The 14,111-nt window shown below is 58.9% G+C and carries 12 protein-coding genes and 2 pseudogenes; 6 read left to right on the forward strand and 8 right to left on the reverse strand.

Annotated features, from left to right (window positions below):
- Positions 1-33: 33 nt before the first annotated feature.
- From AC4P1R_RS23660 to AC4P1R_RS23670, 3 genes are all read right to left on the reverse strand, one after another.
- Entirely contained in the window at positions 34-1,011 is a 978-nt protein-coding gene (locus AC4P1R_RS23660; protein ID WP_492178036.1) for a threonine/serine dehydratase family protein, read from the reverse strand.
- Positions 1,011-2,003, reverse strand: a complete 993-nt coding sequence (locus tag AC4P1R_RS23665) for an ornithine cyclodeaminase family protein (protein WP_492178037.1) — start codon at positions 2,001-2,003, stop codon at positions 1,011-1,013. The genes AC4P1R_RS23660 and AC4P1R_RS23665 overlap by 1 nt, the downstream gene beginning before the upstream one ends.
- 394 nt (positions 2,004-2,397) lie before the next feature.
- Positions 2,398-2,880, reverse strand: a complete 483-nt coding sequence (locus AC4P1R_RS23670; protein ID WP_492178833.1) for a GNAT family N-acetyltransferase — start codon at positions 2,878-2,880, stop codon at positions 2,398-2,400.
- Positions 2,881-3,135: 255 nt separating this feature from the next.
- Between AC4P1R_RS23670 and AC4P1R_RS23675 the strand changes: the two are divergent.
- Positions 3,136-3,210, forward strand: a pseudogene (locus AC4P1R_RS23675) (haloacid dehalogenase type II); the annotation flags it as partial.
- A 40-nt stretch (positions 3,211-3,250) separates the two neighbouring features.
- On the opposite strand, the gene AC4P1R_RS23680 reads toward AC4P1R_RS23675, so the two are convergent.
- The 5 genes and pseudogenes from AC4P1R_RS23680 to AC4P1R_RS23700 form a co-directional block, all read right to left on the reverse strand.
- Positions 3,251-3,727 carry an Lrp/AsnC family transcriptional regulator gene (locus tag AC4P1R_RS23680; RefSeq protein WP_492178038.1) on the reverse strand — a complete coding sequence of 159 codons (477 nt, stop codon included), beginning with the start codon at positions 3,725-3,727 and terminating at the stop codon, positions 3,251-3,253.
- A gap of 144 nt (positions 3,728-3,871) precedes the next feature.
- Positions 3,872-4,928: pseudogene (locus AC4P1R_RS23685) on the reverse strand (tartrate dehydrogenase).
- A 204-nt stretch (positions 4,929-5,132) separates the two neighbouring features.
- The gene (locus tag AC4P1R_RS23690) at positions 5,133-5,816 is read right to left on the reverse strand and encodes a GntR family transcriptional regulator (RefSeq protein ID WP_492178834.1); all 684 of its coding nucleotides are present in this window, start codon (positions 5,814-5,816) and stop codon (positions 5,133-5,135) included.
- Positions 5,817-5,917: 101 nt separating this feature from the next.
- On the reverse strand, positions 5,918-7,288 hold the full coding sequence (locus AC4P1R_RS23695; RefSeq protein WP_492178039.1) for an aspartate aminotransferase family protein: 1,371 nt from the start codon (positions 7,286-7,288) through the stop codon (positions 5,918-5,920).
- A gap of 8 nt (positions 7,289-7,296) precedes the next feature.
- Complete coding sequence (locus AC4P1R_RS23700) at positions 7,297-8,298, reverse strand: phosphotransferase (protein ID WP_492178835.1); 1,002 nt, start codon at positions 8,296-8,298, stop codon at positions 7,297-7,299.
- Between the two features lie 475 nt (positions 8,299-8,773).
- Between AC4P1R_RS23700 and AC4P1R_RS23705 the strand changes: the two genes are divergently transcribed.
- The 5 genes from AC4P1R_RS23705 (at position 8,774) to AC4P1R_RS23725 (ending at position 14,084) form a co-directional block, all read left to right on the forward strand.
- On the forward strand, positions 8,774-9,463 hold the full coding sequence (locus tag AC4P1R_RS23705) for a haloacid dehalogenase type II (protein WP_018238777.1): 690 nt from the start codon (positions 8,774-8,776) through the stop codon (positions 9,461-9,463).
- Positions 9,464-10,086: 623 nt separating this feature from the next.
- Positions 10,087-10,755, forward strand: coding sequence for a haloacid dehalogenase type II (locus tag AC4P1R_RS23710; RefSeq protein ID WP_492178040.1), 669 nt, complete (start codon positions 10,087-10,089; stop codon positions 10,753-10,755).
- Positions 10,756-11,191: 436 nt separating this feature from the next.
- Positions 11,192-12,145 carry a phosphotransferase enzyme family protein gene (locus AC4P1R_RS23715; protein WP_492178041.1) on the forward strand — a complete coding sequence of 318 codons (954 nt, stop codon included), beginning with the start codon at positions 11,192-11,194 and terminating at the stop codon, positions 12,143-12,145.
- An 85-nt stretch (positions 12,146-12,230) separates the two neighbouring features.
- Positions 12,231-13,556, forward strand: coding sequence for an aspartate aminotransferase family protein (locus AC4P1R_RS23720; RefSeq protein WP_492178042.1), 1,326 nt, complete (start codon positions 12,231-12,233; stop codon positions 13,554-13,556).
- A 51-nt stretch (positions 13,557-13,607) separates the two neighbouring features.
- Entirely contained in the window at positions 13,608-14,084 is a 477-nt protein-coding gene (locus AC4P1R_RS23725; RefSeq protein WP_492178043.1) for an Lrp/AsnC family transcriptional regulator, read from the forward strand.
- Positions 14,085-14,111 lie beyond the last annotated feature (27 nt).

Below are 14,111 nucleotides of genomic sequence, written 5' to 3' on the forward strand. Positions count from 1 at the left end.
TCAGGGTGGTGAACGGACCGAAACTGAAACTGATTACCCCGCTATACTGTATATCTCGGCAAGGTCGCGTAGGTCCCAGTTTCCGCCGGACAACACCGCGCAGACTTTTTCGTCGGGTTTGACGTCTATGCTACCCGCCAGCAGTGCTCCGACCCCGATCGAGGCGGCTGGTTCAGCGATTAATTTCGCATCCTTGGCAAGAGCACGCATTCCGGCGATGATGTGCTCGTCGTCAACAAGAACAATCTCGTCCACATATTTTTCGATAATCGGATACGGGTTTTGACCCGGAACGCTTATCCTCAAGCCATCCGCAATCGTGTTCTTCAAGGGAAGCGATGTGCGCTCCTTGTTTATCCGGCTTTGAAAATACTTCGGGGTCAGGGCGGGCTCTGCCCCGATAACGCGCACGGTTGGTTTCGTTTCCTTTATGGCGGTAGCGATTCCCGAAATCAGGCCTCCTCCGCCTACGGGAACGATGACCGTATCTACATCGTCCAAGTCCTCGAGTATTTCACACCCGATCGTTCCTTGACCGGCCATGACGATGGGGTCCTCAAAGGCGTGAACAGGCGCGTATTTGTTTCCTTCTGCGATTTCATACACCCTTTTCCATCTGGCGGCGGTATCGCCATCGAAAAGAATGACTTCTGCCCCGAGTGCTTTTGTATTTTCGATCTTGATTTTGGGCGTGGTGACCGGAAGCACCAATATCGCTTTTACCCCCAGCATCCTGGCGGCATAGGCAAGCCCCTGAGCATGATTGCCCGACGACGTCGCGATAATGCCGTTTGCGATCTCTTCTCTCGAGAGCGAGAGAGCCTTGTTCAGGGCGCCGCGAATTTTGAAGGCGCCAGTAATCTGCAGGGTTTCGGGTTTGAGATAGAGCTGACAACCAACGGACTTCTCGATTTTGTCCGCACGCAAGAGTGGCGTGTGCCTGACGTGCGGTTTCAGCCGTTCCCGGGCTTCACGAATGTCCTGAATGGTGGGGTAATTGCGCATGGTCATCACTCGAAAAATTGAAAGAAGGTGCCGACGTTATTGGCGATGGCGTTCTGATAGATTTTGCTGGCTGTCGTATTGTCTTGTATGGCCATGCCCGTGGAATCAAAAATCGTGATTTCGTCATCGCTTTCCCGTCCCGGCTTCCTTCCCAACAAGACCTCGCCGATTTCGCCATGGATGTCGTCTTTGGCGATGATGTTTTTATTCAGCGGGTGCCAGGTCTCGCCCTTTTCGGCGCACTGCGCAATTGAGTCGACGACTATTTTTGCGTTCCTGAATATCTCCGGATCCAGTTCTTGTTTGCCGCGTTGATCCGTGCCGATTGCAACGATGTGGGTGCCGGTCTTCACCCAATCCGCTTCCACAAGCGACCCTTTCCCGCGGGTCGTCGTGATCAGGATATCGGCCTGCTCAACGGCTTCTTTCTTGGAGTTGGCCACGATTACAGGAATGCCATACTCGCTTTCGATATCCGTCTTGTATTTGAAGAGCGTATCCCGGTTATTGTCCCATGCATGGATCTCTTCGATCTTCATGATCTCATTGATCGCCCGGATTTGCATCCGTGCCTGGTTTCCTGTCCCGACCGATGTAACTTTCCTGGCGTCTTTCCTCGCCAGTGCCTTCACGGAAACGGCTCCAGATGCACCGGTTCTGAGGCCAAGGATCAAGCTTCCGTCCATGACGCAAATCAACGCACCGCTCCTGGCATCAAACAGGAAAATGGTCGCCATGCCATTGGGTACCCCGTGTGCTGTCGGGTTATCAATGAACCCTCCAGAAGAGGCTTTCATGGAGATCACTTCATTGGCTTTGTAGTAACCGAGCTTGAAGTCGATTTCCCCACGAGGCGACGGGAGATCGATTCCGATATAGTCGGGTTGTTCGACCTGATCGCTGTTAAAGGCCCTGTATGCCTCTTCCACCGCGCCGATGACTTCCGTCATGCCGATCAGCCGTCTTACTTCATCCTTTTTTAGGAGCAGCGTTTTCATGCATGACCTTTCTATTTTTTGGCATCGGTACAGCACCGCCCAGCACCGCAATCACGATAATGGGAGTGCGGGGAGATTAGTGGCCGGATGCGCCTCGACCGGAAGCAGATTGTTCTGTATCGTATAAGGGCTTTGGCAGAGAGTTGCAGCCGGCGCCTTTCCGAGGAACGGCGTATAGATTCCGTCACGGTCGGCATAAGATGCGGCACAGGCGATAAAGCTTGGCCCGGACGCGTGCGCATGTCCGTACGTCGGGCGGAACTGCTGGCTTATGCGGCTTACCTTGAAGACACAGGCCGGAACCGCATCATGACCAACCGAGCGATCATTCTCGAGAAGATGACACCAAAGCATCTGGACAGGGCATTGGAACTGTCCCGAACGCCAACTGCCTTTATAGCGCTTGAAACATAACGAAGGCGTCAACGTAGCCATGCGTCGGGTGCCTGAACGCACCGGGTAATGTGCCCACGACTTCAAAACCCATATTCTGCCATAGCGAAATGGCCCGCCGGTTGGTGCTCACGACGAAGTTGAATTGCATTGCCCGATACCCGCGGGCGCGGGCAGTTGCCATTGAGTGTTCGCACATGCGGCGTGCGACGCCTCTACCCGTCGCATCAGGCGCTGTGACGTATCCACAGTTGCAAACATGCCGACCACCGCCAGCCTGATTGGGACGCATGTAATAGGTACCGAGGATGGCGCCCGCTTGCTCGGCAACGAAGACATCCTTGTCTGCTCCCATCCAGTACGCGAGAGCCTCTGCCTGGCTCAGGTTGGGATCGAGCGCATAGGTTTCTCCCGCTCTGATCACGGGCTCGATGATTGACCAGACGGCGGGAGTGTCTGCGGATGAGACGGGGCGAATATGCATGGCGGCATGATTAGCCTTTGCGGCAGGTGCTGAAAAGCGGGTCATGGTGTTTTTAGCCTTTGCTGACTGGGAAATGGCGGCTCCGCCCTCGGCGTCTCGAGGTTGCATCCCTACGCGCGAAATCGAGAGAGCCGACCTGACCTTTAGTCCAGAATTTTCTGCTGACGATTGGAGGAATCCGGCCGGTACAGCGGCTGAGGCGCGGCCTACGATTGCTCATAATGGAAACAGATTCCGCCAAAAAGGGCGAAGCGCATGACCGCTTTCCGCCCGAAATACATCACCTTCTGCAGGCTCATCAACTTTCAGACAGCGGAGGCGGCACGGGACTTTATGACAATCGAATGAGGGAATCGAGGTCTGCACGAGGTTACTGCTGGAACAGGCTTGCCAGCGGCAAATGCGCTTTGACCAGGGGCGATTTCAGCACGACGAAGCTGAAGTACTTGTCGATGCCGATCTCCGAATCGAGAAGCCGCTCCATTAGCGTTTGATACTCTTCGATTCCTGTGGTGACGAACTTTACGAGATAATCGTAGCCTCCCGAAACCAGATGGCACTCGATGACCTGGTCGACCTTCTCGATCGCAGCAAGAAATCTCGCGAAGTCAATTTGACGGTGGTTCTTCAGCGTGATTTCGGTGAACACCGTCAACGTCTGCCCCAGTTTTCCGATATTGATCTGCGCAGAATAGCCCTCGATATAGCCCTCCGCCTGCAGCTTTTTCACTCGCAGCAAACAGGGACTTGGCGACAGATTGACCAGTTCCGCAAGCTCGACATTCGTCATTCGGCCATTCTTCTGCAATGCGTTGAGTATCTTGACGTCGATCCGGTCAAATTTCATTGGCTTGCTCCCGCTGATGAGGATGGCGCGGATGTCGTTGATGTCGGTGAGAGTAGGGCCGCACTGCCGACAGCAGCGTCAAAGATCCGGCGCGATGCCATTCTTGCTTTCTGATCGTCCCACATCATCGTCTGTCACGTGTCCCTAGACGTTGGATGAAAGAATCGCGTCGCAGACGGCCTCGGTAACCTCCCGGGTCGTGGCGGTGCCGCCTACGTCGGGGGTAAGGATTCTGGCACCAGTCACCCACTCGACAGCGCGCATGAGGCGGGCCGAAGCGTCCTGCTCGCCGAGGTGGTCAAGCATCTGGGCAGCCGTCCAGAAGGTGGCGACCGGATTGGCGATGCCCTTACCGGTAATGTCGAAGGCGGAGCCATGGATCGGCTCGAACATCGACGGGAAGCGACGCTCCGGATCGATATTCGCCGTCGGTGCAACCCCGAGGCTGCCAGAAAGGGCGCCAGCGAGATCGGAGAGGACGTCGGCGTGCAGGTTGGTTGCCACGATGGTGTCGAGGCTCTGCGGCTTGAGCGTCATCCGGACTGTCATCGCATCGACCAGCATCTTGTCCCAGGTCACGTCCGGGAATTCCTCCGCTATCTCAGCAGCGATCTCGTCCCACATGACCATGCCATGTCGCTGGGCATTCGACTTCGTAACGACCGTGAGCAACTTGCGCGGGCGGGATTGGGCCAACCTGAAGGCGTAGCGCATGATGCGGGAGACGCCGACGCGGGTGAAGATGGCGACCTCCGTGCCAACCTCTTCGGGCAGGCCGCGGTGGGCGCGGCCGCCATGGCCAGAATATTCGCCTTCGGAGTTCTCACGCACGATCGGCGCCGCAATTGCGCAGCGGGGGGGTTATGCCAGGCAGGATCTTGGTTGGTCGGACATTGGCGTACTGGTCGAAACCCTGGCAGATCGGCAATCTGAGCCCCCAAAGGGTGATATGGTCCGGAACATCCGGTGCTCCGACCGCGCCGAAATAGATAGCGTCGAATTTCTTGAGCTGCTCCAGCCCGTCCGAGGGCATCATCACGCCATGTTTCTTGTAGTAGTCAGATCCCCAGTCGAAATTTTCGACGGTAAATTTTACGTCGCCGAGTCGCTTCTCGAGGGTTGCAAGAACCGTCCGGCCGGCGGCGATCACCTCAGGTCCGATGCCGTCGGCGGGTATGGTTGCGATGGAGTATTCACGCATCAAACTTCTCCGCACGTTATTCGCTCATGTTGGTTGGCAGCGGCCGTTACTGCGCCTTCACCGCATGCGATTGCGTCGACGTCGCGACTCCGCCGCAAATCAGGCTCTGGCGGAGCCGAGAGGAAGCACCGCGATAGTGCCTCCACCGCGCTGAAACCGGGGCACCGGCATCCTCAGCGCCGCCTGGCAGGCTATGAGCGCTGGTCAGCGTTGATCGAGCAATTTGATCTGGAGATCTTCCCAGTGCTCCTGGAACGCCTCTCGCGCCGTATCGTAGTGGCGGCTTCTCAAGCTGTTGATGAGCCGCTCGTGTTCTTCCGCCATTTCTTCGGCAGTGGCGTAGAAATCCTGCCGCTGTGCGAGGAGAAGCTCGATCTCGCCCTCGAGGTCTGAATAGGTTCGCTTCAGCCGAGGGCTGCCGCTAGCGGCAATGATCGCGCGGTGGAAGTCACGGTCCGCGGCAACCAGCAGGGATCTGTCGGAGGATAGAGTCGACGTGTGCATAACCTCGACCGCCTCCAGCGCCAGAGGCGGGATGACCCCCGTGAGGACGATCAGACGAATGGCCTCGCCCTCAATGGCGCCGCGCACGCGTGTGATATCGACAATATCGTCGGGCCCGAATTCGGGCACCACGAAGCCTCGGTTCGGTATCTGACGCAGCAAACCCTGCGTGACGAGCACCTGGGCTGCTGTACGGAATGTGTGCCGCGAGGTCGAATGCTCCTCGCACATCTTCACGTCGCGAAGGAACTCGCCCGGTTGGAAATCTCCCGACAAGATGCGCCGTCGCAAGGCCTGGGTCAGGATTTCCACCGCGCTAACGGGCAAGGGCTCGACATTCATCTCAAGATCTTCGGCTTGGTTCTTGGTGTGCGGCGTCGGCATGGCTTTGGCTTTGCTCGTTGATTTTTGCATACCTACGCCATATGCGGCGGCGTAGGGCAAGGGAGATGATATTGTGCCGCCCGGCTGCATGGTGGCGGGTCCTAGATCTGCACGGACCGAAGCGCCTCGTCGACGCCCTCGAGCAGACGCGCCGCGTTGGCCGATGTGAAGATGAGCGGGGGCCTGATCTTCAGGATATGCGCGTCCGCTCCCGTCGCGGAAATGAGGATGCGCCGGTCGCGCAGGGCATTGACGGCTGCAAGCGCACGGTCCATGTCCGGCGTTTTCCGGTCTCGATCCTTGACGAGTTCGACGCCGAAATAGAGGCCGGCCCCGCGAACGTCGCCGACAAATTCATATTTCGTCTGTAGATCCCGGAGACCTTCGAGGATTTCGCCGCCGACCTTGGCGGCGTTGTCTAACAGGCCCTCTTCGAGGATCGTGTCGAGCACGGCCCTTGCAGCGGCGATAGCGACGGAGTTGCCGCCAAATGTGTTGAAGTACCGCATGTTGGATCCGAATTCGGCGACGAGTTCGGGCCGCAGGACTACGCCGGCAACGGGATAGCCGTTGCCCATGGGCTTGCCCATGGTTACGATGTCCGGATCGACCTTGTGACGGGAGTGACCCCAAAAATGGGTACCGGTCCGCCCGAATCCGGATTGCACCTCGTCGGCGATGAACAGGCCACCCGCCTTGCGCACCACTTCCGCCACGGGCGCCAATACGTCCGTCGGATCGACATAGAGACCATCGGAAGAGAAGACGGAGTCGGCGATGAAGGCCGCTAGGCCGCCGCCATGCCGCTCCATGTCGGCGATCTGCCGCGCGACATCCTCCGCCATCCGCCGGCCGATTTCTTCGACGGGCAGGCGGTAGGAATCCGGCGCGGCGACCGTGCGAAGATAGGGATCTAGGGCCGACTTCTTGCCGAGCGAAGGCGAGATTGCCGCCACCGCGCCGCTGTTGCCGTGATAGGCTTCGGCCGTGACGATGACGCCGGTCTTGCGTGTGTGGTAACGCGCGATACGCAAGGCGAGATCGTTGGCTTCCGAGCCCGTGCATGTGAACATCGCGCATCCGGTCCGGCCGAGTTCGCCACCGAACGTATTGATCAGGGCTTCGGCATAGTCCAGCAGCGGTTCCTGCATGTAACGCGTGTGGGTACAGAGTAACTCGAGCTGCTTCTGGATCGCCTCGACGACACGCGGATGAGAGTGACCCAGCGATACAACGTTGTTGTAGGCGTCGAGATATTCGTTGCCGTGCTTGTCATAGAGGAAGAGGCCCTTGGCACGCGAGATCTCAACCGGCGACTTGTAGAAGAGCCGATAAGCAGGCCCGAGCAGCCTTTGCCGCCTGGTGATATGCGCCAGATCTTCACTTGTGAGATGAGACGTGTCCTGAGGATTGAAGCCATTGGGCATGTCACCACGGAAGCCCTTGGGCAGGGTAGTCGCTTGCTTGGACATTACGGTTCCTATCGTGTCAGAAGATCGGAAATCTGTGCGGCGGAAATCGAGTGGAACCATTCGAGATGGGCCCAGCCGGCTTCGGTATTGCGCAGGATATAGCGGCTATTCTCGGGGAAGATTTCGGCGCGCCAGCACGTCAGCAGCGCACGGACCGCAAGACGGCCCATTGACAGGAAGGGGATGAGCCGGAGTTCCTCGTCCGTCAGTTCGGCATGGCGGAGATAGCCGCGCAGAACGTCGCGCGGTTCGTCGAACAGGTCACGCCGGTTCCCATGATCGGAGGTTTTTGGCATCTGATTCATCAACGCCGTGGAGACATCGACGGCAATGGCGGTACGGACCGCATCGCCGAAATCGATGACGCCGGTCAGGAACTGCGGGCTGGCGTGATCGACGACTAGGTTCGACGTATTGAAGTCGTTGTGGAGCACCTGCCGCCGGCACAGGTCGAGCCTCGGCTTGACTTCGGCAAACCGCTCGAGCGCGCGGACGGTCCAGGCCCGCTTGTCGGCCGCGGGGACGAAGCGCAACAGATCTGCAAAATCGAGCAGATGGGTCACGTCCCATGCCACCGCCCGGCCGTCTGCAGGATGCGAAAAATCGGCCATGGAATGACGCAGCTTTGCCAGGATTTCGCCGATCCGTTCGCGCTGTGGGGCTGTGCAAGACGTCCGGTCGAGCGGAGTACCGGGAAGGAAGGTAATGAGCCGTACCACTCGCCGCTCGCCGGCTCTCGTAGTGACGACGGGCAAATCCGCGCCGTCGACATCGCGAAGGGCACGGGGGATGGGTAGATCAGGGGCCTGCTGCTCGAGATGACGCATCAGCGCGACCTGGAAATCGAGCTCCTCCATCCGCTCGGAAGGATGAGCGATCTTCAGCACGAACTTCCCTTGGGCCGCACAGTCGAGGAGGAACGTGTCGTCTTTCTCGGTTTCAAAGCGCGTGGCCGAGCCACGCGCGCCATATAGTCGCTCGGCGATTTCTTCGGCTTCCGCAGCGCCCACGGGATGGCACGCCTCGGAAAGCTCAGGGGCGCGGGCTGGCCCGTACTGACTCTTGTGATCCATCTTCAACTCATTCAGATCCTGCCTCGGGAATGGGCAGCTCGATGGCCCCACTATCGCACATCCCAATTTTTGTACAACAATTTTATTTTTTGGCGGAGATTTCTTGCCGCTGGGATGGATCTCTGTCGGCCGAATGATGGTCGACGGCAGCGCAGGGGCATCCCAATGAAATTCTTACGTAACTTGGAAATTCGGGGCGCTTTAGCTATATTTTCGCGTCAGTTTGCTGTTGTTTGGATGCGGCGCACGCAAGCTGTGGGCAAGCGCCAGGGCGACCGGCCAACGGAAAAAATTGTTGTACAATATGTTGCTATCGCCGAAAAGTTATGCCAGTGTGCTCGCACTGACCGGAATGCAGTTACCATGATTGGATAGGCACACTGTGCCGTGAAAATTGGAAGGAATACACGCCATGACTCAATTTCGACCGAAGTACGTCACCTTCGACTGCTACGGCACGCTCACCAATTTCGATATGGCCGGCGCTGCGCGACGCGTCTATGGCGAGCGTCTCTCCCCAGAAGCGATGGCCGGCTTCGTCGAGGCTTTTCGAGGCTATCGCCTTGATGAAGTGTTAGGGCCGTGGAAACCTTTCCTCGAAGTGGTGCACAATTCCATCGAACGCAGTTGCAAACGCATCGGTATCCCGTTCAAACCGGAAGACGCACAACGCATCTATGACGAAGTGCCAACATGGGGTCCGCACCCGGACGTTCCGGCTGGCCTGTCCAGGGTGGCCGAGGAAATTCCGCTGGTCATCCTGTCGAACTCCATGAACAGCCTGATCATGTCGAACGTGGAAAAGCTGGGCGCCCCCATCCATATGGTCATCACGGCAGAAGAAGTTGGGGCATACAAACCTCTGATGAAGGGCTTCGAATACATGCTCGACAAGCTCGGCTGCGGGCCCGAAGACATTACCCACGTGTCCTCATCCTTCCGCTACGACCTGATGACCGCCTATGACCTGGGCATTAAGAGCAAGGTCTGGGTCAACCGCGGCCATGAGCCGGCCAATCCCTATTACGAATACACCGAGATCAAGGATATCGGCGGGTTAGCCGCCGCCGTTGGCCTGGAGCCAGCCCTCAAGCGCGCCTGAAAAATTAGCGCTCAGCCGCTGTTGCTACGATGAGTCCGGGGCGGTTCATTCGCCCCTTCTCTTTATTGTTCGATAGGCGAGCAAAACATGGCCCTTCCGGCGACCCTTCCGCACCAGTGACCTGCTGGCGTTAGAGGATGGTGTGATCCGAATGTAACGCAACGGCAGGTCGGGCTCGGGAGGCGTCTTTTACGCGGCCGCTATCGATGTCCGCTTTCGAGCAAGCGGGGCTGTTCCTCAAAGACCAATTTGGGCGCAGTGACTGGACCGGGTGGATCCTTCCGGTTCCCATCCATTCTGACAGCCCGACGGGCTCGCGGGTCGTTGATGCGTAATGCCCGGCAGGACAGCATCGTCATCCACCCCGAACCCGAACGCCAACTCGTGTATAGCGCTCTCAGGCGGCGGGAGCGTCAGTCGATGTGGCGGGCGGATCTGCATGGCGCCGCCTATCGACGTCCCGACGTTCGGATCACCGTTCACGCGCAATCGAAAGGTCCAACCGGACCTCTAGGGCAGAATTTTCTGCTAACGAGGCGAGGAATACGGCCGGTATAGCGGCTGAGCCGGGCCTATCATTGCTCACGACGGAAACAGATCCCCGCCAAAAAAGGACGAAGCGCATGACCACTTTCCGCCCGAAATACATCACCTTCGACTGCCACGGCACGCTGATCAACTTTCAGATGGCGGAGGCGGCACGCGATCTTTACGGCGACCGCATGAGCGAGCAGAAAATGCTGCAGTTCATCGCAGACTTCTCCGCGTACCGGCTCGATGAGGTCATGGCCGACTGGAAGCCCTATGCGGAGGTGGTCCATAACGCACTGGCGAGGACCTGCAAACGCAACGGCATCGACTTCAAGGACGAAGATGCCCAGATGGTATACGAACGCGTTCCCACCTGGGGGCCGCATCCGGACGTTCCCGCTGGTCTTGCCAAGGTCGCCAAGGAGATTCCGCTGGTCATTTTGTCAAATGCGATGAACTCGCAGATCATGTCCAACGTCGAGAAGCTCGGCGCGCCGTTCCACAAGGTCTATACCGCCGAACAGGCACAGGCCTACAAGCCGCACTTCCGGGCCTTTGAATACATGCTCGACATGCTTGGCTGCGGTCCGGAGGACATTCTGCATTGCTCCTCCTCCTTCCGCTACGATCTGATGTCGGCCCATGACCTCGGGATCAAGAACAAGGTGTGGGTCAATCGCGGTCACGAACCGGCCAATCCCTATTACGGCTATACCGAGATCGCCGGCATCTCGGAACTGCCGGGCGTTGTCGGGCTCTGAAAGTCTCTCTTCCGGCGGCCGACAACGACACTCGGTTCGCCGGGCGTCGCGGGCCGATGGAGGGCAATCGCGGTGGAGCCGTGTTCGGCAGCGGCATCACGGTCCCGCGCGGGCGAGGTAATGCCAAAGCGGGGACCGAGACAATCGTGCTGGAGGCGGGGAGAGTGGTTCCGGCGCCTTCAGCAGCAAACCCCGACTTTTTATCGAGGCTGGCGCCGCGGACTGAATGCCATCTCGACGGTCACTTTTCGGATGAGCATGCCGCCCGGCTCCAAACAGTGCGAGGGTCTCAATCTTGGGTGCTTGCAACGATGCAGTTCCAGACGGCGGGGGTCATCTCGACGGCACGCAGTCGGCCTGTGGGCCTTTCACCGAGGCATATTTTGGGGCCGCTGCCGCTATTCTGGCGACAAAGCCAAGCCCCGGAGAAGCACGAGTGTCGGGTGAGTTGCTACTACGCCACTACGGTTTGACGGGAACGATCATGGTCCTGTCCTCGGAAGTTGAGTGTACGGCGGACGTCACCCTGGTGAACGGCGATCGGTTGATTCTCAAAACGTCATCGCGGCCGGAAGGAAGAGACAGTTTCCGCTTCCAGGTTGCGGCCCTCGCAGGGCTGGAAGGCGCTTCCGGTTTTGCAGCACCTCATATCGTGCGTACCAGCGTCGGCACGCTGATGTTCGAAGAAGAGGAGCTTTGCGGTTACCTGCAGACCCGAGTTTCGGGGGTGCCGTTGCACCAGGCGAACGCAGCTCCGGAGGTCCTTTACCGGGTCGGCCGGGCGCTTGGCAGGCTTAGTTTGGCTCTCGAGCCTCTGAAGGTGCCCGCCATGCACCGCCCAATCCTTTGGCATGTCGGATGCTGGCCGAGGCTGATGGAACTGGAGGAGCATCTGCCTTCGGGGCCCGTTGCAGATTCCGTGCGTGTTGCCATGAGCAATTATGTCGAGCTTATCGCGCCGCAATTGCGGGAGGTCGCATGGCAGGTGACGCACAATGACCCAAGCCCGTTCAACACGCTCCTGACCGATAATGGTATCGCCTTCATCGACTTCGGCGACGGCTGCTGGGGCCCACGGATCGAGGATCTCGCGATTGCGGCAAGCCACGTGGTGACGGATCCGACTTCGGCTCTCGGCGGCGCAGAGCATCTCATCGCCGGTTATGCTTCGGTGCTTCCGCTTTCCGCGCTTGAGGCAAAACTGCTCGTCGGGCTGATAAAGGCGCGGCAAAGCGCACTCATCCTGATCAACTACTGGCGCGCCGGGCTGTTTCCCTCCGAGGCGACATACATCAAGAAGAACGTGGCCCGAGCCGAACGCGGGCTTTCTATCCTATCGGCATTAGGCGTCGGGGAGGCCGAAATGGCTGTGCGTCGCGCGGTGCCTTAGCCCGGCGCTCCTGGAGGCACTCCGAGCGTCTCGTCAATCACTCGCGATTTTTCTCGCGGATGGAACCCTAAGCAGGATCAAAGCTATGTCCACGGATCTCATGCCCAACCGCTTTACTCCCGGGGAAGCCACGATTCCCCCACGTGAATCTGAGTTGATCGCCCGGCGCGACAGCGTGCTTGGGGCCTCCTACAGGCTCCAGTACCGCCGACCGGTACATTTCGTGCGCGGCGAGGGCATGTGGCTCTACGACCCCAACGGACGTGGCTATCTGGATTTCTATAACAATGTGCCCTCCCTTGGGCATTGCAATCCAGAGATCAACGCTGCCATGGCGGAACAAGCCGGCCGAATCAGCGCAAATACGCGCTATCTCGAACCGAGGCTTGTCGATTATGCCGAACGGCTCGTGGCCACTTTTCCCCATGAGTTGAACCGCGTCGTCTTCACCTGCACGGGTAGCGAATCGAATGACCTGGCGCTCCGGATCGCCCGGCTGGCCAGCGGCAGCGAGGGCGTGATCGTCTCTTCCCATGCCTATCACGGCACCAGCGCGGCCACGTCGATGGTGTCGCCCAATCTCGGCGACGCCGTCAAGCTCAGTGCTGCCGTGCGGATGGTGTCGCTGCACGGGCCCGCGGGCGTGCCGGACGGGCAAGCTACGGCGTTCTTCGAAGCACAGGTTCGCTCCGCCATCGCCGATTTGAATCGGCGTGGGATCGGCGTCGCGGCCCTCCTCATCGACAGCATTTTCTCCAGCGACGGCGTCTGGGTGGACCCTGCCGGCTTCATCGCCGGCGGCGCCCGGGCGGTGCGCGAGGCGGGTGGCCTCGTGATCGCCGATGAAGTGCAACCGGGATTCGGACGCACGGGCACACATATGTGGGGTTTCGAGCGGCACGACATCGTTCCGGACCTCGTCACACTCGGCAAGCCGATGGGTAATGGGTTTCCCATCGGCGCGGTCGTCGGCCGTAAGGCCCCGATGGATCGCTTCGGCGCTACTGCCCGGTACTCGAACACCTTCGGCGGCAATACAGTCGGAATCGCGGCGGCCGACGCCGTCCTGACAATTCTGCACAGGGATAGGATCCCCGAGCATGCGCTCGCCATGAGCGAGCGCATGAGGTCGGGGTTGGAGCATCTTGCCAAGCAACACCCCCGCATTCGCGGCATTCGAAATGCCGGGCTGTTCTTCGGCATCGACATCGGGTTGGATGGAACTGGAGAGGCCGGCCGGCGCGCCATGGCATTGGATATCGTAAACCTGATGCGCGAGGATGGTGTACTTATCAGTACGACGGGCGCCAACGAGGATACGCTGAAGGTGCGCCCCCCACTGGTTTGCCAGGCGGAGCATGTGGATCGCTTCCTCGAAGCCATCGAATGCGCGCTCAAGAAGGCCGTTTGAGTAGGCACAGCATCGGCTGCCTCGGAATTTTCATCAGCGAAAGCCAAGACCATGAAACTCGATCGGATCGACATTAAGATCCTCCAGGTGCTGCAGCAGAACGGCCGCATGACCAATGTGGAGCTTTCGGAGGTGGTGAATCTATCGCCGAGCCCCTGCCTCATGCGCGTGAAGAAGCTGCAGTCGGAGGGCTATATCGAGGGCTATTCGGCGCAGATCAATGTTGCCAAGCTGGGGCAGACGCTGACGGTATTCACCGAGGTCACGCTGAAGAACCACCGACAGACCGATTTTGCACGCTTCCTTGCCGCCGTCGAAAAGATCGATCAATTGATCCAATGCCATGTGGTCTCCGGCGGCTACGACTACCTCCTGAAATTCGTGACCGCCGGGATCGGCGAATATCAGGAGATCATGGAACGGCTGGTCGAGTTGGACGTCGGCATCGATAAATATTTCAGCTTCGTCGTGCTGAAATCGCCGATCGTGAAGGGGCACCTGCCGCTGACGGACCTGTTTCGGCCATAGAATCTCGTCAACACTTTGTCCCTTGAT

It is taken from the genome of Sinorhizobium sp. Y406 (assembly GCF_058732025.1).